Genomic DNA, 22,063 nt, shown 5'->3' with positions numbered 1-22,063 from the left:
TAGTGTAGTATGTTCGCCCACGCAGGCGCGTGTACTGCATTTCAGTACTGACGAACAGCGCCTTAAAATGTGTAAAGTATTTATATAACAACAGGTTGGTGATTTGTCTTGACCTGTTGTTTGCCAAAGCATGTCAGACGCCTGGGAAGGCCATAAAACTATATAAGAAATCAAGTCGTTAGCGTTAACTCTATGAAATGAATAACAAAAGGGTCAACGCAATGGGTAACAGAGTGGACAACAAAGCCCCGAAATTCACTACCAAACGCGGCAACACTTTCTACATCAATTTTCGTCTCCCTGACGGGACTTTCTTTCGCCGTAGTTTAGGCACTGATTCACTAAGAGCGGTTGAAGTGACTATGAGCCGCCTAAGCCCTTACATTCCCCTTGTTCAAAATGGCTCGCTGTCTGTCGGGCAATTCAAAATGCATATTGATGGTTTCCGTGAGGCCACTCAGCGCGATTTTGATACCTATCTGTTGGACTGGTTGAGAATGGGAGTGGAAGAAGCTCAACGGATGCCGGAACTCGGACGAATACAGCGGCAGATCGATTCTGAGGCTACCATATCACCTACTGCCAGTGTCACAGAGGCAAAAGGCCGTACGGATATACATTTGAATCGTGTTTATAGCGGGGATGATTCTACTGCCCGAATGATGCTTGCCGCCCTTCACCAAAAGAAGGTTGCTTTCAGTCAAAAGGATTTAGATCAGGCCTATGAGGTGGCAGGGCAGATAGACATGCATCAAGCTATGCTGCACCAGGCTTATGAGGCGTTCTATTCTGGCGATATTGTCCGTTACCGCGCTCTTGTTGAATCCATGCAATCTCAATTAGCTGATACTGAAAAACTGAAGAAGCCAGTAATTAAACAGGCTGTAGCAACTGTTGAAGCTCCTGAAGCTGACAATACGCCGTTACTCTCGGAAGCGTGGAAACTGTTTGTTGCGGAGAAGGGGAAAACCTGGGCCATTACCATAGCTCGGGAGAATAATCGCTTCTACGAGGTGCTGATGTACGTTTTAGGGGATGTTCCTGTAGGGAGTATTACCAAACAGCACATACGCCAAACACTGGCAGTGATTGAGAACCTTCCACGCCGTAATCTCAAACCGTATTCTGATTTGAGCCTTTCTGAGTGCATAGATTTTGATGTTCCTGAAGACGATTTGATCAGTAGTGCTAACGTTAAAAAACACCTCAAGATTTATTCCTCGTTTTTCAAAGTGTTCCTTAAAGATGAAAAGGACATTTTAGAAAAAGCGCCAACTGAGGGGATCAAGTATGAGGTGACAGAGAACAAGGGCGGGCATTATTCAAAGCCAGAAATGAAACGTTTAATAGAACGGTTATCAACTTATACTGATTGGCGTAAAGATTACTTCCTGACCTTGATCTACACAGGTGCTCGCCGGGGTGAAATGGCGGCTATCCGTAAAGAACATATCCGCAAAGATGAGGAAACAGGGCGTTACTATATCTTTATCGAGGGAGGTAAAACTGAGCATGCGCAGCGGCAGATTCCCCTTAGTAAAAAGATAGAAACGCTGCTGTTAGCGCGTATCAAGCCCCTTAAGTCAGATGATCTTGTGTTTGGAGACCTGCCAACTTACGAGCATATTGCTCTCGTGTGGCGTAGCTTAATGAATGAGTGCAATATCCCTAAATACAACGAGTTTGGGCAGAAACGTGTGATTCATGCCTTGCGCCACACTTTCATATCTGAGGCTATAGCTAAAACTGGCAATGCAGCATTGGTGCAGTTTGTAGTAGGGCATAGTCGTACTCAGTCTTTGGGGATCACGGCGAGATATACGCATAGGCCAGCGCTGAGCCAACTGCTACCAGTGGTAGATTGCATTAGCTATTGAAAGGGATACTCTAATTGTTGAACGTGAGTATTTGATGAACAGAGGAAAGCAAAAATGCTAGCAGGCAAAGTAAGGGAGTCAAATGAGTATATCTGATGGAGTCAAGGTTCTTATTATAACAGTGTGTGGCTATACTTTCACATATGCTTATTATTTGGGGTATTATTTCGCTAAAGAAATTCCTATTGAATTTATTGATGTTTCGTTATTAAGCATGATGAAAATCGGCTTTGGTACATGTGCTATATTATCTTTTATATTGTATTGGTTTGATCTTTTTAAAGAGGAAATAGAAGATCCTGTTGGTATAAGTGTAAATACAAAAAGATTTCTAATTCGACATTCGTTAGGAATTATTACAATGTTATTATTTTCTGTTAACATGACATTGTCAGGGAAGTGGCTTTCTCTTATCCCTCCATTTATGATCTGGTATATTAGTTTAAAGCAAGATATTACCATTTCGTTTAAAGATTCAGAGATGAAACGCTTTAGATTTAAAATTGCATTAAAACCTTTGAAAAAATTAGGAAGCACTATAGTTGCAGAAAAACTAAATATCCATTCATATTATGCGTATTTTAGTTGGTATTTGGCTTTGTTATTCCTTCTGTTTAATATAGGAGGGGTGTTTTCGCACATTGCCAAAGAGACTCTCATTTGTAATGATAACAATTATGTAATTAATGTTAGTAGTTCTGATGTCCTAGTAACAAAAAATCATAAAATGTTCGAGTTTATGGATAAGAAAGATTGTAAATTTAGTATTCCAGAAGTAAAATAAAGACGATTTTTGGGTTGTAACATCTATGCTTTTTTGATTTATAGTGTGCTTTCCTTTGTAAAGTATATAATAGTGGAGCTTTGATATATAAAACTCCATTAATTATAATATTGGGCTTACTCCAATGATAGATTATTGTTTTTTAACAGTTCTGATATATCTGTGTACTGAGGTTTCATAAGGTTCGAATATTGGGAAATCTTCTTTAAATCATCACTGCTTACTGTGTTTATCATCTCTTTTGTCTGAGTTGATAATGAGTGCAGTTGTGGATATTGATTCTGAATAGAGTTAATGCTCTGAACTAATTTATGGAGCTTCTTATAGTTTGGACTATTGAAAGCATCGTTTGTGCTAGATATCAATTCCACAATATTAGGGTTTTTTGATAGCGGTTTTCGAATGTTCTCTAAGGCTGACTTATATTCTTTCTTAGAGCCATCGGTTTGTGGTAAAAGTGCGGCTCGATACGCTTTATTTATGTTTCTTAAAACACTAGCTGCTTCTTTTTCAGAAGGATCTTGTTTAGGGTTTGATATTACATTATTGAAGATTGTAGATATCTCATCTAAAAATCGCTGAATACTTTCATGATTGCTAGGAGAGTTGTATCTATTGAATATTTCTACAATGCTCTTAACCTTGAGCTGTAATGAGTCAATTTCTTTGTCTAGTTGATCTTTCTGTTGGTTATAAATCGAAATGTCGTGCTCAAGACTTGAACATTGCTCAGTCAGCACACCATGTTCCTTTATTAAACTTTCAGTATTGTATGGAAGTTGTTTTTTAGTTTCTTCAATTTCAACTAATTCTTTTTGCTTATCTGCCTCAGCAATTCTAGCTGCAAAATCACGTTCAACTTTTTTGTTCGCGGTATCTATATCCTTTTGATATGCAGCATTAATCCGACGCTTGTCAACTTCATTAAGCATTGATTCGCCGTACTCATGAGCTTTAGAAAAAGCCCATTTGATATATGGTGCGCTAGCTGCGAGCACACAACCAACAACTACTGGTATTATTAGGTAATGTAGGTAAAGATAGTCTTGGCTAGTAACAACTTTGATTCTTTCTTCAATTGTTGATTTACTAAAAAATAGTATCGCAATGTTTTTCCAGTTAAAACCAAACCAAGAAAGTGCTATATACCCCCACATGGGATTGCCAAAACGTTCACGAATAGTTTGAATTATTGAATCCTTTATATCATCCATGCTTATTCTCATCTGGTTATATTATACTTTCTAACTTCTAATTGGGTAGGACACAAGATCATTGGAATAATTTACCATATCCTTTGATTGATTTACTACCATTTATGCATCATTTAATCCCTATTTAAATCGATTTAAACAGACCTCTTTTGCTCTATAGCTAGGGTGCTAAGCACTGTCAAAGGCAACAGAACCTCATCGCTGATAATTTCAAAATATCATGGTCTTATTTCCTTACGACTTGCATAACCATGCATGTAACAGGTCAAACGGGTGGTTGATAACTGTTATATCTAAACTAATAACCATAACTCATTGTATTTATTGTATCTTTACTCTTAATATGAACTACACGCCAAGGTAGGCGACTAAGAAACTCACCTGATCACCACGCAATCACTCTCTCATTCCACGCAAATCTACCGACATTGCATCATGATATTTCCCTCATTGATCACCACTCAATCAAGAATTATTCTCACCTAAAGAACTGATCATTTATACAGGAAAAAATTTATTCAAAAAAATGAAGATTTTTATAATTGTTATATTATAACAATGAGAAGAGAGATAGCGTTGTTAAGTAATCTTGACCGTTAACTAAAAATAGGTGGTTTGGTTTACAAATAAAATGTTCTACTTTTAACATTTTGCCGTGTACAATGAAAATAAAATGAATAACAAAGATGGATTTATTCAAATGAAATTTATTATAGTCTTTTTATTATCAGTTGTAGCCTTCAATATCAATGCTAAAGAAAAAGGTTTCACAGGAGTATGCAGTGAAGGAAGAGAGTTAACTGGTAAGATTCTTAATGATTTTGATAACGCAGCATCATGTAACAATGATGATTCTTTTTCCAGAGAATTTAAGCGAGTTCAAGATTATTATCCTACATACACAGCATCAGAATTACATAAGATAGTTAAAGAAAATGAATTTACTTTGCAGAAAGATATTAAAGCAAAAGCTTATTTTCTTGTTGTAAAGGTAAAAAAGATAGAGAAAACCCAAATTGGTGAAAAATATGTGGTATATAATGGTGATCGAAACCCATATGCTGATTCGTTTGTTTTCACCGCATCCCAAGATTTTGATTTAACTTTCGGGAAGACGTTCTTTGGCAGACTTATGAAAAACTCTCGTGAAAATGACTTGCCAACAATAGGGAAGGGAGATGTTCTTACATTCATTTGCCCTAGTACCACTCCGAAATCTGTAGGTTCTTTATCAGAAAAATACACTGGGTGTTTTTATTTCTCGAAGAACTGAATTTATTTTAGTCGGGCGGCTTTAGTTGAATTTATGCTTCTCGTTAGAGAAGCATAATTCACCATGCTATAAAATGTATAATGGATAGATCACCATAGCATAATAGGTAATGCATAGTTTGCCATAGTTAATAATCATATAATGCATTAAAGGTAATACGCGATGCTGGAGCGATAGCGAACAGATTAGCGTATAGTTATTAATCATAATAGTTAATAAATTTAATTATATTAACTTTAAATTTTTTATAAACTATTAACTATGATCATCATACGCGACTCCACTGTCGCGGGAACATTCAGGCTATATCAAAGGATAAAACCATTAACATAGCCTGATGATATACACATAGCGTCATAGCTAACGATTGAACGATAGAGACTATTCAATCTATTACCTATTCCTGTTATAACCATAATAACACTATTAACAATCAAACGTGGTAAATCTTACTTATTGTTAATACTATTATTATGATAACTGATTCTAAGTTGCTAACTCATTTCATTCGTGATCAACCAACAATCAGTCACGTTCTCTATCCTCTCCTAATTTCAAAAGGGGTAATTTTAAGTCTTAAGTATCTTTAGAGTTATTTTTACCCTTTTTAGTGATGCTGTGATCTACCGGAGAGGAGAACGTAAAGGTCAACTAAAGCCGCCCAGGCTCCCCAGCCCACAACCTTAAACCCAACTTCAGATTTATAACAGGTCAAACCCCTTTACAAACACTGCTAACTGCTATAAGATATGTTGGGGTAAATATAAGTATTGACATATATATGCATATTAGTGTAAGATAATCTTAGATAAACACATTTCTTGTTTTATCCTCTAGCCAAGCAGTATCCCCGGCTGAACATACCAAACTAAACATAGCCCGTTTACGGGTGAACTTCATTCACTTCGTGAACAAAAATTTAATAACCTCACTGAGGAGGAACCCCTATGCGTAAACCTAAATGGCAAACCGTAGAGCAAATTGTAGCCGCTCTGCATGATGGAACAGCACGACTGGCAAATATTGAAAACCTTTACTATGCCGCGATCCGCAACAACTATCCAGACCGATTAGAACTTTTTAAAAATGCACTGGAACAGTACAAACAGGAGAAAAAATAATGCAAATCAGATTTGAACCTGAACTATTCACGAAACTGTACAAACTGGCCCACGAGGAGGATATGCATATCCCGGCCCTAGTAAATAAACTTTTAAACGAAATCCTTAGCGAAGAGGAAAAAAATGAACAAAACGGAACAATCCCTAACAGTAAAAATCGTTAACGCTATCTGTGGTAGTGGCAAGAGTTACAAACTCAAACAATATATAAAGGACAATCCTGATAAACGAATCCTAATAGCTGTCCCGACACACGATCTTGCTTCTCAAACACAAACCGACCTCCAGAAACTCGGCATTCCTGCATATCACAATCAAGTAGATAAAGGCGAAAGCGCAACACGATCATTAATAAACGCGCTGGATGATGATTTTGGGCGAAACGTTGTTATTGTGACTCACGAATGCCTACTACATTTTTGCCTATATGCGTATCGTGATGAGAAAACCCAGAATAAATTAAGTCTGTTTGAAATCTATATTGATGAGATCCCCTCTGCGTGGTATGGGGCTGAGATTGATTATAAAAATGAGGAATATCGAGATTCCAACTTTCCATTTCTCGGATGGTTAGAGGAACGGGACGGTCTAAGTTTTGTTCGTGATGAGGACAGAGAAAAATTTCTTGCATATTACGAGAGTGAACACGCTAATAGCAAACTTCTGAAACAAGCTCTATTCGCCATGTTGACGGGTCAGGGAATGCTCTTAGAGGAGGACAAATATTTTTTCTCATTTACTGCTAACCCAATCCTGTATAGCGCCCTCTGGGCTAAATCATTCACCGTATTGGGCGCTAACGTTGGGATTAGTGAGTTTGCCTACGCTGCTAAAACCATTCTGAATGCAGAAATCTCGCTGGCTGAGGATGAGTTGCAGCCTGACCTGATGCGCCGTGTCCACACTGACACAAAAAGAATCGAACTGATCCCTGTGTTTAGTCAGAAATGCACCAAAAAACTACTGAGTGAACACTACAGCGATATCCTGAACGGGACACGCAGAGCACTGAGAGACGGTTTTCTCTATACCAGCAACAACGATGAACAGTACAGCAACGGTTTCTATTATTCATCGCGTGCTGACGACGTGTTAGAGGGTGGTGAGCGTGTTTCGATGGCCTCCTATGGTCTGAACCATTTTCAGCACCTACATAAAGCGGCGTTTCTGGGGTGTGCAAACCTTGATGGGACAACTATTGGACACTGGCGCAAATACTGTGATCTGAACGGCTGGGACTGGCAGGAACTCGAAGAAAAGCGGCAAGCTGCATTGAACTATGAAAAGGTGTATCAGTTCGTTTCCCGTTGTTCTGTCCGTGTAAGGGGAAATAGCAACAAACAGGTTTATGTCATCCCGGATGTCGGTTGTGCTGAATATCTCAAACAACATTATTTTCATGATGCTGTGATCAAACCGGAAATGATAAAAACAGAGAAGAAAAAAAGAGATACGAGCAAGGGCGATGATAAATTTAACTTGGTTAAATCTCTAGTTGATCAAGGTTTGAAGAGAAAAGATATCGTAGAAAAAACCGGATTCAAAATAGACACTGTTAAGTTTTATTTAAAACAAATCAAAAAAGCAGCATAAAAAATCAACGGGGGCCGAAAGTTCTGGTGCCGTTAAATAAAAAAGAAGGGGGAATATTGGCATATGCACGACAAAATGTAGTATTTGAAGAAACAATTGAATTAGGATTTAATAACAGAAATCACAAGCTTAAGGTTTCTAAAAAATTAAAACCATTAGCAATCATTAAACTCTACGAAGAATCCCCGCCACTAACACCAGAAGAACAATCAATAATTAACTCTATGACTGGTGTTAAATGGGAGCCTCGCCAGAGGTATATAGGTTTTGAATTCAATAGAGAGCCACTAAAATTTGAATATCTTTTTGATAATATAAATGAGTATGAGGGGTGGCTTGAGTTCAACCGCTTGGAGAATGAAAACTTTAATGGGAATGATCTCGGGCTTGATTTTGATGCACTAGGCATCAGCGATTAAAAAAATAAAAGTAATAAAAGGAAGAAAAAAATGATTGATTTTGAACAGCATAAAAATATTGTAGAAGAGTTTGTAGAACAGCACTACACGCTGGCGCATAGCCTGATGAATGATAGCTACGCTGACCCAGCAACCTACTTTTCAAACTATCAAATGTTGCTGGAGGCAATGAATAAACTGCCTGAACATCCTGAGTACTTTTTAGAGTGGCTATTAGAAGATGATGCAGCTTTGTATATTAACCTGATGGAGTTAGTTGTCATCACCAGAACTGTTCACAACGTCTTTGAACAAGTAACAGCATAAAAGTTACCAAATAAATCATAGAACCTCTCAGAATGCGTTGCAGCGCGTTTTAAGGGTATATTTGAATGCTCCATGAGAACAATTATCCCTACAATAGAAATATTAATAAAAGCCTCCATTTATAGTCTCTAAATATTGACAGGTTATGTGTTTTTAATATATAATAGAGATATGAGGAACATAATTTAAATGGCTCTCCTCATCTTCTTGTTAATTTAAATCTGAGTTCGGTGATTCTCAGATTTTATCCTGATAGTTCTATGGATAATGCGAGCGCAAATCGCGAACTACAGGCGGAAACGGACCTAAGCAATCCTTGCCTCCGCCTTCCTTGGGAATCCTCACAGTAAGCTCCGGGCTTAATTCACCCATCCATGATAACTGTGAGGCAATTCTCAATATATATTTTCATGAGTGTATATTGAGAATTAAATCCTCCAAAAAGTTTAATTCGAGTTAATCAACGTTCTCTTCTGTATCAAGGCCACTATTTAGGTGGCCTTTCTTTTATTCTTTGCAAAGAAACAAAAGGATTTAAAAAAATGGTAACTATTAAAAAGGGCGTCAAAACGTTTGATGGGAAAATCCCCGTTACACTGTTAGTTGATGATGTCGAAACGGCTAACGAGTTAATTAAGCTCGCTAAAGCTGCAAATGTCCCTGTAGTAGAACAGGAAGATGATTCAAATAAATCTAAAAATAAAACCACTCAAGATAAACTAAAACGGATTATTAAAAATAAAGGGGTACCTGATGACACTAATTAAATTCCCACAACCTAACCTCAGCGTCTGCGACGTTCTAAGTCGTGAATTAAACGGCTATAGCCGAAAAGTGAAAGTTTTTCCAAAAATTCCTGATTGCGTCCCTGGCACCGTGATTGATGATAGCGGCGAAATTGTCGGTTCGGCTTCTACCTCTGCAAACGTGGTCCTTGAGTATAAGGATGCTGACACTACGCCTGTCGCTGTTCTGGTAGCAAATACGAACATTCATATTAAAGATTTCAGTTTGGTTTGTGATGATGTAGCCAAGGCTAAAGAACTTCTTTCTGCTGATCCCGCTGTTTATTTCAGCACTGGCAAATCATTGCCAACCACCTGATTAAAACAATCCACAAACTAAAATAATAAAGGATGACTAATATGTTTTCTTATGACGCCTATAAAATGGTAGACCTCGCCCCGATTTTTGAAGTCGCCCCTAGCGAGGGTTATCTGCTACAGAATTTGAATATTTTCGATAAGTCTTCGAGTAATGGTATTTACGTTATGCTTGACCGTCTGATTGAGGATAACAAAACCCTCCTGAACCAACCGAAAAAACGTTACAGTTTTGAACACGACTCAACGGCTCGGACTGCTGCAAACAGTTTCCCAGTAGAACTCTTACACCTGCATCGCGAGGATACTGTGAGCGCTGTTGATTTTCAGAAAGCTGGACGCAAACCGGGGACAGATGTTCAGGAAACCATGCTTGATATCGTCGCAGATTACACCATCAAACACGCTAAATCCTATAAGCGTTATATCGAGGCTGCATACGGTGATGCTCTGTTTCGTGGGCTGGTTCAGACCCCGTACACTCAGGAAGCGCCAGTTATTGATTATGCGGACAGTTTCGATGCTCCGATGATGGCAGACACTATTACTCTGTCCAACGGCTCTACCGATGCGCTGGAAGTGTTTAATGGCTTCCTGGATAAAATTAGCACTGCTACAGATGGTTTATGGACTGACGTTCGCCGTGTTGTCTGTTTTGCATCTGCAAGTTTCTATAATAGTTTGCGTTTCCATGCTTCTATGAAAAGTGCCTACCAGTACGTTGATCCATTCAACGAGATGAACATTGTTTATCAGCGTAAGGAGGTTCTCCCAAATGTGCAGACCTTCACCTTGCCAGGACTGAGCATAGACGTGATCAAGGTGACTGACCCGCTTCTGACCCCGTTTATAGCTGATGGTACAGCGGTCATGCTGCCAGTATTCCAAAGCAACACGAACGTTTATCAACATCTGTATGGTCCTGCCTCAGTTGATACTAACCTTGCGGCGTCTGGCATCACTCAGGAATATTTTTCTTATCAGTACGAGAAAGAGCGTGGTGAGGTTGAAATTGTATCAGAGGCGTCGGTGTTGCCTGTAAACCACGGTACCAATTTCAGTCTGGTTATTACTGCCAATTAATGATCCTCGCAGCAGCATTAACCGTGCTGCTTGTTGAATTATGGATTGGTGAGCAAATTCCAGTTCATATAATAATTATTCTATTGTGGAGATTGTTAAAAAATGACAGCACAAATAATTCTTAAAGATGAAAACGGAAACTTCGCTACTATTGACAATCTCAGCGATTGGGATTTATTTAGGTTAATCAATATTACACGGTTAGCTGAGAAAACTGGTGGGAATCGTCATACTATTGCAGCACGCGTATGCAGGCAATACCCCGATGGTGAGTATAGAAGTCTCGTTACAGCATTGAACAAATAAAAATAAATTATACAAAGCCTCTGCCCTCAATACCCCCGCTTGCGGGTGAGCAAAGCTCATTCCTGTTTAGGAAGGTTTACGGGTCAGGGGCTTTTTTATTAGGAGAATGTCAATATGGCAACTAAGGTAGAAGCAGCAACACTGGTTAACAGGATTGTTTATAAATCTGATTTAAACAGTCTGAAAAAAGTCAGAAACGATATGAAGAAGCTTCAACAGGAATTTTCTAAATCAAACAACCAGGTAGCTAAAGCGAAACAGGCAGCAGATAAACAAATTCATCAACAACAATTAAAACAACAGCGTGAATTTGATAAACAACAGAAACAAGCAGCAAAACAGGCGGCAGTAGATGCTAAAGCTAAACAGAATGAACAGAAAAAATTAGCGGCAGCGCAAGCTCGTGCTTTGAAAATTCAACAGCAGCAGGCAAAGAGGATGGCAACTCAGCAGGAAAATGCTGACTTAGCAAGAAAACGTGCCGCTTTCACTCTGGGGCGTCTTCAGAATATGGATGGTGCATCACGATATCAGGCGATAAAACAGGCTAATGCTATTGTAGATGCATATGCCAGGGGCAATACCAGCCTCAAGGCGATGAATCAGGCTCTGAGCCAGCATCTCGTCACCCAACGCAGTCTCGCAAGAAACAACGCCAAACAACAAAAGCAATCAGGAAGTAAAAATAAATCAAAGTCTGGTCGGTCTGGTAGTTCTGGTTGGTTATCCCAAAATGTTAACGCAATTGTCCCACAGCAATTATTATCAGGGGCAGCAGGTGTATATCTAGGACAACAAATGTACGCTATATCATCACAGGCAATCTCTGATTCACTCGCCAGAAATCAGGGACGAAAAATGATTTCAAGTATGGGTTTAAACCCATTAGAAGCTGATGCAGCCATTCAAGAGACATTAAAACGGACTGGTTTTAATATGAGTTACGAGAAAATCTCTGATATCTCTAAAGACGTACAGGATAAAATTGGTCAGTTAAGTCTTGGAGAGTGGAAAACTGATAAGAAAACAGGGCAATCCACATATTCAGGCGGTGGAGAAATGTCGGACTGGCTGCAAATAATGGTTAATCGTGGGGGGTATTCTCAAGAGGGCGCATTAGCAACATTAAGAAGTGTTAAAGGTCCAGTGGAACTAGCAGCCCTCTTAAAATCATTGCAGAAGAGCGCCAAATTAACAGATTCAGAGTTTACCGCCTTAGCCGAGACCATAAATGATTTTTCCTATCTGGCAAAATCTGTTGATTCAAATGGTCAGAATGTCATCGACACTATGAATATGATGGTTAACAGTGGATTAGCACTGAACAGTACTCAACAGAAAACTATTGACGGATTAAATCAAATGGGGATTGTGTGGGGCGCTATTAAGGATTCAGGGGCTGATCATTTTACATTAGGATTTGCTGAGGCAATGAAAGAGGCTAATTTAAATTCTGATAATCTGGTTAAATCATTCTCTGGGTTAAATCCTCTTATGGAGAATTTAGGCCAATCTGCTGGCGAACTCTCAAGAGTATTTCTGGATTTTGCAAACAAAATAGGATTGAACGTTGGGAAAGGGCAAACGTTGCCAGATGCTGTTTATAATACCGTGGTTGATAGCAGTGCGAATAGTGCCGCTGACTGGATACAAAATATGATCGGATTTGATACTCGCAGTGTAGGGCGCTTTTTTGGTTCTGAGTCCTCAGTCGCAGCACAAGTGCAGTCTGGAACGCTAATGAATCAAATGATGGTACAGACCCCAGCTATGCAATATCAGCCGATCATCCCGGATTTAAAAGCTGATTTTAATCTTACTGTGAATCCTAGCCCAGAGTTTGGAATGATGGTAGAGGCGGTAGCCGATAAACGCATAGAGTGGGCTTTTGATGACCAAAACTTCCAGATTAACCAGAGTATTTTAGGACAGTAAGCGGACAGGGGTGTTAAGTCCACGCTTTCCAAGTGGTAATGCCTAAACAGCAAATCTGCAAATCCGATAGCGACTTTTTACTGGTTTTATGATCAGTCGCAATTACTAGGGATATTCCGCTTTGTTGCCTTTATTTTGTTCAGTATAACTAATGAGCAGGCACAAGCCTGTCTAACTCAAGGCAATTCACATGGTAGATAATCTACAACGTCGCCAACCAGAAGATAAGCATTTCATAAGCTTGAGTGAGTCATGGGAGGTTGCCTACTGGACGAAAGCACTTGGTGTCACAGAAGCTCAACTTCGCGCCGCGGTTAAAGCAGTTGGAAATAGCACAGCTAAAGTAAAAGCCCATTTAGGCAAATAACACTGCCGGAATAGCTACAAGACTCAATGACATAATATATGAAGGGGCATTTCGCCCCTTTTTTCATGTCTAAAATTCCCTATAGAGCTAAACTTTTTATTACCAACGTACTGTACAACAAACAGGGTTACAAACTGGTGAAATGTGCGTATAATAGCATGCAATGAAATGTGCTAACGCATTGATTTATATAAGTTTATATAAAATATCCCGACGCCTGGGAAGGCGACACCTAAAGGAAGCTCAATGAGCGAGAAATTACAGAAAGTGCTGGCCCGTGCCGGCCATGGCTCCCGCCGTGAAATTGAAACGATCATCGAAGCTGGCCGCGTCAGCGTCGATGGTAAAGTCGCTACCCTTGGCGATCGCGTAGAAATCGTACCGGGTTTGAAAATTCGTATCGACGGTCATCTGATTTCGGTGAAAGAATCCGCCGAGCAGATTTGCCGCGTGCTGGCGTACTACAAACCGGAAGGTGAGCTCTGTACCCGTAACGATCCAGAAGGCCGACCAACGGTGTTCGACCGTCTGCCGAAACTGCGCGGTGCGCGCTGGATTGCAGTAGGTCGTCTTGATGTTAATACCTGCGGTCTGTTGCTGTTCACCACCGATGGCGAACTGGCTAACCGCCTGATGCACCCAAGTCGTGAAGTGGAACGCGAATATGCCGTTCGCGTATTCGGCCAGGTAGACGAAGACAAGCTGCGTCAATTGGCGCGCGGCGTGCAGCTGGAAGATGGCCCGGCGGCCTTTAAAACCATCAAATTTACCGGCGGTGAAGGGATCAACCAATGGTATAACGTGACGCTGACCGAAGGGCGCAACCGTGAAGTTCGTCGTCTGTGGGAAGCCGTTGGCGTGCAGGTGAGCCGTCTTATCCGCGTTCGCTACGGCGATATTCTGCTGCCGAAAGGGCTGCCGCGCGGTGGCTGGACCGAGCTGGATCTGGCGCAAACTAACTATCTGCGTGAACTGGTCGAACTGCCGGCGGAAACCGAAACCAAAGTGGCGGTAGAAAAAGATCGTCGTCGTATGAAAGCGAATCAGATTCGCCGCGCGGTTAAACGTCACAGCCAGACCAGCAGTAACCCGCGTCAGGGCAATAACGGCAATCGTCGTTCCAGCACCCGCAATAAGACTAACGGTTAATACATTACGTTCCGGCGGGCCTGCGCCGGGACGCTTCTCTTTCTCCCCCCTCGCTTGTGATATTTTTCACACTTTTGCATAAAGACAAGAAACAGGAATGACGCAGACAAATAACGCAAAGTGATGTTATTAGCATCGCCATATACTGTCGGCACTGATTACAAAAACAGGTAGCCCGGAATGAGTACGACAACAAAGTTATCGGCAAGCTATGTGGTCATCGGCGTTAAAGAAAAGATAGGCTATGGCTTCGGCGATTTTGCTTCTAATTTGTCATTCGGTTTTGTCTCTTTATTTTTACTGTTTTTCTATACCAATATTTATGGCATCAGCGCGGTACAGGCCAGTCTGATCTTTGTCATTGCGCGGGTGATTGATGCGATATTTAATATTCTGATAGGTTTCGCTATCGACAAAACGAAAAGTAAATATGGCAAACTGCGTCCCTGGTTGTTATATGGTTCGGTACCCTTAGGCTTTTTAACGGTTCTCTGTTTTGTACCATTCGGCGGAGAGACTAAATTTTACTTTGCCCTCGCGTCCTATACCATTTATTGCCTGGCGTATACGGCGGTTAACACGCCTTATTCCGCGTTGACTAACCGTCTGACGCAGCATGAAGCCTCGCGATCATCGCTCTCAGTATACCGTTTTGTACTGGCTATCATCGGCTATCTGATTGTTTCAACGACTGCTGATATGCTGATTTCGCCGTTCGACGATAAACAGTTAGGCTATGTCTTTGCCGTTTCCTGTTTTGCGTTATTGGCGACCTTTATGTTCCTGGCCTGCTTTGGCATGACCAAAGAGCGGGTCGGTGAAGAGGACGAAATGAGCGCGCCGACGCTGCGAGAGATGTTCCGCGCGGTATTAGGTAATGCGCCGCTGATTCATTTGTCATTATTTACCGTATTTTTCTATATCGCTTATACCGTATGGATGGCGATCGCCATTTACTTTATTAAATATATTATTGGCAGCGAAGGGTTTACCGCTACTTTCTTTATGATTCAGTCAGCCGCTTATATCGTCGGGACCATTGTTTCCGAGAAGGCGATTGCGCTGATGGGGAAAAAGAAAATGACGCTGCTGGCGCTGTTGATCGGCGTGCTGGGGGTGCTGATGCAATATTTTATTGCCGGCGATAATCTCTGGTTAATGATGACCGGCGTGTGTCTTTACAGTATTACGCTGGGTATGGGGTTTGTTGCGATGTGGTCGATGATTGCCGATACCGTCGAGTATGCGGAATGGCATCACGGCGTGCGCTCGGAAGGCGCGATATACGGTTTCTTTAATTTCATCACCAAAATTGCGATGGCTATTGGCGGCGGCTGCGCAGGATGGATGCTTGATTTCTACCACTACGACGCGGGCAATGTGACTGCCGACGCGATTAACGGCATCAATATCCTGATGACCCTGTTCCCCGGCGCGATGTTCGCCATCAGCGCCATATTCGTGGCCTGCTATTCGCTGGATGAAAAAACTTATCGCGACATCGTGCAAAAAATTAGCCTGCGTAAGCAAAACGCACTTTAACCTCAAGGACTCAGAGAGATGAACAGAGATTTCAATACCATTATCGCCGCCATGACGGCAGAGGAAAAAGTGGCGTTGCTGACTGGCAGCGGCTTGTGGCGTACGGCGTCTTTGCCGCAACATGACATCAGCGATATCGTGATGACCGATGGTACTTATGGCGTGCGCTATAGTAGCGCGCAAATAGACGGCAATGAGAAGTGGAGTATGGATGACTTCATTTCGGTGATTACCCAAACCGCCGACCAGGCCAGCGCCGAAGAGCCCGCGGCGAAAGGCGGCAGTGAAGCGCTGTTCAGCGCCTCGCTACCGGCCACCTGCTTTCCGAATGGCTCCAGTCTGGCCTGTAGTTGGGATGTTGAACTGGTGCAGGAGATGGGGAAGGCCCTGGGTCGTGAATGCCAACAGATGGGCGTCGGTATTCTATTAGGCCCTGGCATTAACATTCGCCGTACGCCGCTGGCAGGGCGCGGCTATGAATATTATTCCGAAGATCCGGTGGTCAGTGGCGATATCGCCGCAGCGTTAATCAACGGTTTACAGGCAGAAGGCGTCGGGGCCAGTCTTAAACATTTTGCCGCCAATAACTCAGAATATCGGCGTACTGAAATGGACTCGATTATTGAGGAGCGGGCGCTGCGCGAAATCTATCTGGCTGGTTTTCAGCGGGCGATTGCTAAATCCCAGCCGTGGACGGTGATGTCTTCTTATAACCGTCTCAATGGCGTACAGACCTCGCAAGATCCGTTTTTACTGACCCAGGTATTACGCGAGGAGTGGGGATATGACGGTCTGGTGATGTCTGACTGGTACGGCATTAAAGATCGTCCGGCGTCGCTGCTGGCTGGCAATGACCTGGCCATGCCGGAAACGCGGCGCGACAAACAAACTCTGCTGGCGGCAATCTCTTCCGGCGATGTACCAATGGCGGTGGTCGATCGCGCCTGTTTGCGGATGCTGGAACTGGTCGATAAAGTCCAACGTCATCGCCGCCCGCATACGCGCGCCGATTTTGCCGCACATCATGCGTTATCGCAGCGTTTAGCGGCAGAATCCATCGTATTACTCAAAAATGAAAATAACCTGTTACCGCTGGATGCGCGTAAAACGCCACGTATTGCGGTCATCGGTAAGCCTGCGCAGGAGCCGGTTATTCAGGGGTCCGGTTGCGCCACCACGGTGCCGTATTTCCTTGACCGTCCGCTGGACGAAATTTTCGATCTTGCCGGGGATGACTTTAACGTGACCTGGGCGCCAGGTTCGCCTGATGATAACCAAAGCGACGAGCAGGCTCTGGCGCAAGCGTGTGAAGTTGCCCAAGCCGCCGATGTTGCGGTGATATTCGTTAGCACGGCGGTGGGTGAAGACGGTGAAAATGGCGATCGTCAGGATCTGAATATTCTGTCGGTACATGAACGATTAATCCGCGATGTCGCGGCAGTTCAGCCGAATGTGGTGGTGGTGCTGGCCAACAGCGATGCGGTTGTGATGCCGTGGCTTAGCGAGTGTCGGGCGCTGCTGGAAACCTTTTTTGCCGGGCAGGGAATGGGGCGCGCCGTTGCCGAAATCCTGTTCGGCAAACGTAACCCTTGCGGTAAATTAACCGTCACGGTGCCAAACACCCTCGAAGAGACGCCGGCCTGGCTGCAGTATCCCGGGGAAAACCTGCGTCATCACTATGGCGAAGGTTTATTTGTTGGTTATCGCTATTACGATAAACGTCGCCTCATGCCACTGTTCCCATTTGGCTTTGGTCTCAGTTATACCCGCTTCAGCTATGCTAATCTGTCGCTTTCCGCAGCGCGGGTTACGCAAGGGGATACGCTGCGCGTGGCGTTTGATTTAACTAATGCGGGTGATCGCGATGGTAAAGAAATTGTTCAGTTATATGTTGCGCCCCCGGCTGGTGAGCTGATTCGCGAAGTACAGGCGTTGAAGGCGTTTACTAAGGTGTCTTTGGCGGCGGGCGAAACGCGCCGCGTTGAGCTCTCGCTGCCGGTTGCTGATTTAGCCTGCTATCATCCGGGGTTGGCAGATTGGGTGGTGACGCCGGGCCAATGGCAAATCCTCGTCGGGGCCTCATCCCGCGATCTCCCGTTATCCGCCAGCGTTGAGATTGATTGCCCTCCGCGCTATGTAGCGCTACGCGACGACAATTCGCTCCAGCAGCTCATTCAGCAACCGGAGGCGTTCTCCCGTGTTGTGGCGCTGCTCTCGGCGAAGAGCGGCGTCGCGCCCGCGCAGGTACGTGAAAAGCTAATCCGTCTGGCGCCGGATCTGTTCTGCGGGTTGTTCATCGCATTAACGGAATTCCTGGCGCTGGATATCGATCGCGACGAGCTCAATGCCGTGCTGGCAGGCCAGCAATAAGCACAGACTCTGGAGGTAATCCGTGTTCCCGTTTTCAGTGACTCATCCTCGTCAGGCGGCGCAAACCGGGCTGCAGACGGCAAATAGCGGCTATGAGCTGATCGCCTTCGATGCCGAGAAACTGAATGTCTTCGCCGCGGAGGTTCGTTACTGTGAACCTCACTGGCACCCGGCGCCCGAGCTTATTACCGTGCTTCGCGGCGGTTTTACGCTTGCCGTCGGGCTGCGGGAGTGGGCATTGCGCGAGGGCGATATGCTGTATATCAACGCGGAAGAGGTGCATTCGCTCCGTGCAGAGGGCGCCGATAGCCAATTGGTCACGGTGCAATTCTCGCCAGGCCTGTTCGATGAAATGCATCCGTCTCCGCGGCTTCACTGGTGTACCGCCGGGCGTGTTCTGGATAGCGGAGATCGGCAGGTGCGCCAGCGGTTAGCGGCCCTGCTGGAACAGATTGTCGATAACCGTACGCCGTTTCAGCGTATCGCGGCAATTTATCTGCTGCTTGATGCCCTGGTCGCGGCAGGGGAGCCGCTAGCACGCGAGGAGAGTTCGTTACGTGAGGAGTCGATGATCAAAAAAGGGATCGACTATATTAATCTGCATTACGATCGGCCATTGACGCTAAGCGAGGTGGCCGGGCATAGCGGCATGAGTTATTCGTGGTTTTCCCGGCTGTTTAAGAAGGTGAGCCGCTACAACTTTAAAGAGTATCTGACGCTGGTGCGTTTGAATAAGGCCCGCCACTTGCTGCGCGATACGCGCACGCCCATCACCGAAATCAGCCATAGCTGCGGTTTTCAGGAGCATAAATATTTGATCGCCGCATTCAACAAATACTGTGGTCTGACGCCGACGGAGTACCGTAAGCGCTTTATTTCGCGGCAAAACGTCCTCGACCACGAGCTGGAGCTCGGCGAGGACTGTTTATGTCTGCCGCTCAATCGCGCGCTACTGGCGCGGCTGGCGCTTAGTAATCAATCCCCATCTGCGCTTTAACGCCAGCGTCAAAGGCATGTTTCACCGGGCGTAGTTCGCTGACGGTATCGGCCAGCTCAATAATATCGCGATGACAGCCGCGGCCGGTAATCATCACCGTCTGATGCGCAGGGCGGTTTTGTAACGCCGTCAGCACCTCTTGTAGCGGCAGATAATCATAGGCCACCATATAGGTAAGCTCATCCAGCAACACCAGATCCAGCGTTTCGTCGGCTAACATCCGTAGCCCGTGCTGCCAGACGTCGAGGCAGGCGGCGGTATCGCTGTCGCGGTTTTGCGTATCCCAGGTAAAACCGGTGGCCATCACCTGGAACTCAACACCGTGCGGCTCCAGCAAATTACGCTCGCCGTTAGGCCAGGTACCTTTGATAAATTGCACAACACCGGCTTTTTTACCATGACCGACGGCGCGGGTGACGGTCCCGAAGGCCGCCGTCGTTTTGCCTTTACCGTTACCGGTAAAAACCATGATCAGACCGCGTTCTTGTTGGGCGGCGGCGACTCGTGCGTCGACCTTATCTTTTACCCGCTGCTGGCGTTCACGGTAACGTTGATCGTTCATTGGGAAATCCCTGGCTTACGCCCCGGTTGGGCATCAAAGGTCATGCCGGTTTTCCGCCGGCTATCGTCACCCATCAACCATAAATAAACCGGCATGATATCGGCGGGCGTTTTCAGTTTTTTCGGATCTTCGGTCGGGAAGGCGCTGGCGCGCATTTTGGTGCGCGTGCCGCCTGGATTGATGCAGTTTACCCGCAGATGGCGGCTTTGGTACTCTTCGGCCAGTACCTGCATCATCCCTTCGGTGGCGAATTTTGACGCCGCGTAGGCGCCCCAGTTGGCGCGTCCCTGGCGACCGACGCTGGAAGAGGTAAAGACCAGCGAGCCGGAATCAGACTTGAGTAATAAAGGAAGAAGCGCCTGAGTGAGCATAAAGGTGCCATTGACATTGACCTGCATCACCTGCTGCCAGACTTCAGGATCCTGCTGATCCATTGGACAGACGTCGCCGAGCAGGCCGGCGTTGTGCAGTACGCCATCCAGGCGCGGGTAGTGAATGGCGATTTTCTGCGCCAACTGCTGGCACTCTTGCGGTGTGCAGGTGAGCAGATCGAGGGTAAACCAGCGGGCCGGAATACCGCCAGCCTGTTCAATTTCTTGCGCGACGCCGCGCAGTTTCTCTTCACTGCGGCCAACCAGCACCACGCTTGCGCTGTAGCGCGCATAGGTAAGGGCGGCTTCGCGGCCGATGCCGTCGCTGGCGCCGGTGACCAGGATAATACGGTCTTTAAGTAGGTGATATTGCGGTTGATAATGCACGGCGACTCCTCTGCTGGCCGGTGGGCGGCCACGTCTTGTTCGGTATCTTACTTTTGCGCTTTATGCCTCAAACAATTGATGATTGCAATCAGTCAAAGGGAAACTCTTCGCAGAATTAATATCTTGCAACGATTTCATCACCGTGAAAAAAAACGGGAATCCGCCTCGCAGCGCACGGAAAGCGCAGAGACGCGACGATAAAGGCTGATGTACACTGTGCTTCAACGTCAGTGCTTTACACAAGGTGAAAACGTGGAATTACTTGCGCAATACGGCTTATTTTTGGCTAAGGCTGCGACTATCGTCGTCGCTATTGCGGCTATCGCCGCCATTATCGTTAATCTGACTCAGCGGAAGAAGCAGCGCGGCGAGCTGCGGGTGACGAATCTTAGCGAGCAATATAAGGAGATGAAAGAGGAGCTGGCGGTGGCTCTGCTTGATGGCCCGCAGCAAAAACTCTGGCACAAAGCCCAGAAGAAAAAACACAAGCAGGAGGCCAAAGAAGCCAAAGCACGGGCGAAGTTGGGCACGGCTGAGCCCAGCGGTAAAGCGCGTATTTGGGTACTTGACTTCAAAGGCAGTATGGATGCCCACGAAGTCAGCAGCCTGCGTGAAGAGATAACGGCAGTGCTCGCCTCGGCGAAAGCGCGCGACCAGGTGGTGGTGCGTCTGGAAAGCCCCGGCGGGGTGGTCCACGGCTATGGTCTCGCGGCTTCTCAGCTACAGCGCCTGCGCGATAAACAAATCCCGCTGACAGTGGCGGTAGATAAAGTCGCGGCCAGCGGCGGCTACATGATGGCTTGCGTGGCGAATAAAATCGTTTCTGCGCCGTTCGCTATCCTGGGGTCGATCGGCGTCGTTGCGCAGATCCCTAATATCAATCGCTTCCTGAAAAACAAAGATATTGATATTGAGCTACACACGGCGGGCCAGTATAAGCGTACCTTAACGATGCTGGGTGAAAATACCGAAGAAGGGCGACAGAAATTCCGCGAGGATTTAAATGAAACCCATCACCTGTTTAAGGATTTCGTGCATCAAATGCGTCCGGCGCTGGATATTGAGAGGGTCGCGACCGGCGAGCATTGGTACGGCGTACAAGCACTCGAGAAAGGGCTGGTCGATGCGATCCAAACCAGCGATGAATTACTGCTGAGCCTGATGGATAACCATGATGTTATTAGCGTGCGTTATCAGCAGCGTAAGAAATTACTCGATCGCGTTACCGGTAGCGCGGCTGAAAGCGCGGACCATTTATTGCTTCGATGGTGGCAGCGTGGGCAAAAACCGCTAATGTAAGTAAA

At 44.8% G+C, this 22,063-nt stretch carries 20 protein-coding genes; 17 read left to right on the top strand and 3 right to left on the bottom strand.

Annotation, left to right across the window (positions count from 1 at the left end; genetic code table 11):
• Nucleotides 1–221 precede the first annotated feature (221 nt).
• Together PYR66_13445 and PYR66_13440 are read left to right on the top strand one after the other, a co-directional pair.
• Nucleotides 222–1,877 (top strand): site-specific integrase, encoded by a 1,656-nt coding sequence (locus PYR66_13445; GenBank protein ID WEF26345.1) that lies wholly within the window; start codon nt 222–224, stop codon nt 1,875–1,877.
• A gap of 82 nt (nt 1,878–1,959) precedes the next feature.
• Entirely contained in the window at nt 1,960–2,661 is a 702-nt protein-coding gene (locus PYR66_13440; GenBank protein WEF26344.1) for a hypothetical protein, read from the top strand.
• A gap of 116 nt (nt 2,662–2,777) precedes the next feature.
• Here the strand turns inward: PYR66_13440 and PYR66_13435 are convergent, their stop codons facing one another.
• The gene (locus tag PYR66_13435; GenBank protein ID WEF26343.1) at nt 2,778–3,875 is read right to left on the bottom strand and encodes a hypothetical protein; all 1,098 of its coding nucleotides are present in this window, start codon (nt 3,873–3,875) and stop codon (nt 2,778–2,780) included.
• Between the two features lie 673 nt (nt 3,876–4,548).
• Between PYR66_13435 and PYR66_13430 the strand changes: the two genes are divergently transcribed.
• The 14 genes from PYR66_13430 to PYR66_13365 all read left to right on the top strand — a co-directional run bounded on the left by PYR66_13430 (nt 4,549) and on the right by PYR66_13365 (nt 19,439).
• Nucleotides 4,549–5,148, top strand: a complete 600-nt coding sequence (locus PYR66_13430) for a hypothetical protein (protein ID WEF26342.1) — start codon at nt 4,549–4,551, stop codon at nt 5,146–5,148.
• 947 nt (nt 5,149–6,095) lie between these two features.
• Entirely contained in the window at nt 6,096–6,269 is a 174-nt protein-coding gene (locus PYR66_13425) for a hypothetical protein (GenBank protein ID WEF26341.1), read from the top strand.
• A 123-nt stretch (nt 6,270–6,392) separates the two neighbouring features.
• A complete protein-coding gene (locus tag PYR66_13420; protein ID WEF26340.1) occupies nt 6,393–7,862 on the top strand; it encodes a hypothetical protein in 1,470 nt (489 codons plus the stop codon).
• A 26-nt stretch (nt 7,863–7,888) separates the two neighbouring features.
• Nucleotides 7,889–8,281 (top strand): hypothetical protein, encoded by a 393-nt coding sequence (locus PYR66_13415; protein WEF26339.1) that lies wholly within the window; start codon nt 7,889–7,891, stop codon nt 8,279–8,281.
• 30 nt (nt 8,282–8,311) lie between these two features.
• Nucleotides 8,312–8,587 (top strand): hypothetical protein, encoded by a 276-nt coding sequence (locus PYR66_13410; protein WEF26338.1) that lies wholly within the window; start codon nt 8,312–8,314, stop codon nt 8,585–8,587.
• Between the two features lie 542 nt (nt 8,588–9,129).
• Nucleotides 9,130–9,354 (top strand): hypothetical protein, encoded by a 225-nt coding sequence (locus tag PYR66_13405; protein ID WEF26337.1) that lies wholly within the window; start codon nt 9,130–9,132, stop codon nt 9,352–9,354.
• Nucleotides 9,341–9,691 carry a hypothetical protein gene (locus PYR66_13400; protein ID WEF26336.1) on the top strand — a complete coding sequence of 117 codons (351 nt, stop codon included), beginning with the start codon at nt 9,341–9,343 and terminating at the stop codon, nt 9,689–9,691. Before PYR66_13405 ends, PYR66_13400 begins: the two co-directional genes overlap by 14 nt.
• A gap of 41 nt (nt 9,692–9,732) precedes the next feature.
• Complete coding sequence (locus tag PYR66_13395; protein WEF26335.1) at nt 9,733–10,773, top strand: major capsid protein; 1,041 nt, start codon at nt 9,733–9,735, stop codon at nt 10,771–10,773.
• Between the two features lie 420 nt (nt 10,774–11,193).
• Nucleotides 11,194–13,014: a hypothetical protein gene (locus tag PYR66_13390; GenBank protein WEF26334.1), complete on the top strand. Its 1,821-nt coding sequence runs from the start codon at nt 11,194–11,196 to the stop codon at nt 13,012–13,014.
• A 190-nt stretch (nt 13,015–13,204) separates the two neighbouring features.
• Nucleotides 13,205–13,381 carry a DUF3606 domain-containing protein gene (locus PYR66_13385; protein WEF26333.1) on the top strand — a complete coding sequence of 59 codons (177 nt, stop codon included), beginning with the start codon at nt 13,205–13,207 and terminating at the stop codon, nt 13,379–13,381.
• Nucleotides 13,382–13,627: 246 nt separating this feature from the next.
• Complete coding sequence (rluB, locus tag PYR66_13380; protein WEF26332.1) at nt 13,628–14,530, top strand: 23S rRNA pseudouridine(2605) synthase RluB; 903 nt, start codon at nt 13,628–13,630, stop codon at nt 14,528–14,530.
• Nucleotides 14,531–14,710: 180 nt separating this feature from the next.
• Nucleotides 14,711–16,072 carry an MFS transporter gene (locus PYR66_13375; GenBank protein ID WEF26331.1) on the top strand — a complete coding sequence of 454 codons (1,362 nt, stop codon included), beginning with the start codon at nt 14,711–14,713 and terminating at the stop codon, nt 16,070–16,072.
• Between the two features lie 18 nt (nt 16,073–16,090).
• Nucleotides 16,091–18,442, top strand: coding sequence for a glycoside hydrolase family 3 C-terminal domain-containing protein (locus tag PYR66_13370; GenBank protein WEF26330.1), 2,352 nt, complete (start codon nt 16,091–16,093; stop codon nt 18,440–18,442).
• A gap of 22 nt (nt 18,443–18,464) precedes the next feature.
• Complete coding sequence (locus tag PYR66_13365; protein WEF26329.1) at nt 18,465–19,439, top strand: AraC family transcriptional regulator; 975 nt, start codon at nt 18,465–18,467, stop codon at nt 19,437–19,439.
• Here PYR66_13365 and cobO read toward each other — a convergent pair.
• Nucleotides 19,411–20,001, bottom strand: coding sequence for a cob(I)yrinic acid a,c-diamide adenosyltransferase (gene cobO / locus PYR66_13360; GenBank protein WEF26328.1), 591 nt, complete (start codon nt 19,999–20,001; stop codon nt 19,411–19,413). The two genes, PYR66_13365 and cobO, sit on opposite strands and share 29 nt — an antisense overlap.
• Entirely contained in the window at nt 19,998–20,759 is a 762-nt protein-coding gene (locus PYR66_13355; GenBank protein ID WEF26327.1) for a YciK family oxidoreductase, read from the bottom strand. The genes cobO and PYR66_13355 overlap by 4 nt, the downstream gene beginning before the upstream one ends.
• A 252-nt stretch (nt 20,760–21,011) precedes the next feature.
• Between PYR66_13355 and sohB the strand changes: the two genes are divergently transcribed.
• Nucleotides 21,012–22,058, top strand: coding sequence for a protease SohB (sohB, locus tag PYR66_13350; protein WEF26326.1), 1,047 nt, complete (start codon nt 21,012–21,014; stop codon nt 22,056–22,058).
• Nucleotides 22,059–22,063: the final 5 nt, after the last annotated feature.

It is taken from the genome of Klebsiella aerogenes, from assembly GCA_029027985.1.
In the GTDB taxonomy this organism is placed as follows: domain Bacteria; phylum Pseudomonadota; class Gammaproteobacteria; order Enterobacterales; family Enterobacteriaceae; genus Klebsiella; species Klebsiella aerogenes_A.
Note: the sequence above shows the minus strand (reverse complement) of the source record. Positions and strands in the feature narration are given on the sequence as shown.

Coding starts and splice junctions, on each gene's coding strand:
- PYR66_13445 (WEF26345.1), top strand. CDS start 222: ATGGGTAACAGAGTGGACAACAAAGCCCCGAAATTCACTACCAAACGC.
- PYR66_13440 (WEF26344.1), top strand. CDS start 1,960: ATGAGTATATCTGATGGAGTCAAGGTTCTTATTATAACAGTGTGTGGC.
- PYR66_13435 (WEF26343.1), bottom strand. CDS start 3,875: ATGGATGATATAAAGGATTCAATAATTCAAACTATTCGTGAACGTTTT.
- PYR66_13430 (WEF26342.1), top strand. CDS start 4,549: ATGAATAACAAAGATGGATTTATTCAAATGAAATTTATTATAGTCTTT.
- PYR66_13425 (WEF26341.1), top strand. CDS start 6,096: ATGCGTAAACCTAAATGGCAAACCGTAGAGCAAATTGTAGCCGCTCTG.
- PYR66_13420 (WEF26340.1), top strand. CDS start 6,393: ATGAACAAAACGGAACAATCCCTAACAGTAAAAATCGTTAACGCTATC.
- PYR66_13410 (WEF26338.1), top strand. CDS start 8,312: ATGATTGATTTTGAACAGCATAAAAATATTGTAGAAGAGTTTGTAGAA.
- PYR66_13405 (WEF26337.1), top strand. CDS start 9,130: ATGGTAACTATTAAAAAGGGCGTCAAAACGTTTGATGGGAAAATCCCC.
- PYR66_13400 (WEF26336.1), top strand. CDS start 9,341: ATGACACTAATTAAATTCCCACAACCTAACCTCAGCGTCTGCGACGTT.
- PYR66_13395 (WEF26335.1), top strand. CDS start 9,733: ATGTTTTCTTATGACGCCTATAAAATGGTAGACCTCGCCCCGATTTTT.
- PYR66_13390 (WEF26334.1), top strand. CDS start 11,194: ATGGCAACTAAGGTAGAAGCAGCAACACTGGTTAACAGGATTGTTTAT.
- PYR66_13385 (WEF26333.1), top strand. CDS start 13,205: ATGGTAGATAATCTACAACGTCGCCAACCAGAAGATAAGCATTTCATA.
- rluB (WEF26332.1), top strand. CDS start 13,628: ATGAGCGAGAAATTACAGAAAGTGCTGGCCCGTGCCGGCCATGGCTCC.
- PYR66_13375 (WEF26331.1), top strand. CDS start 14,711: ATGAGTACGACAACAAAGTTATCGGCAAGCTATGTGGTCATCGGCGTT.
- PYR66_13370 (WEF26330.1), top strand. CDS start 16,091: ATGAACAGAGATTTCAATACCATTATCGCCGCCATGACGGCAGAGGAA.
- cobO (WEF26328.1), bottom strand. CDS start 20,001: ATGAACGATCAACGTTACCGTGAACGCCAGCAGCGGGTAAAAGATAAG.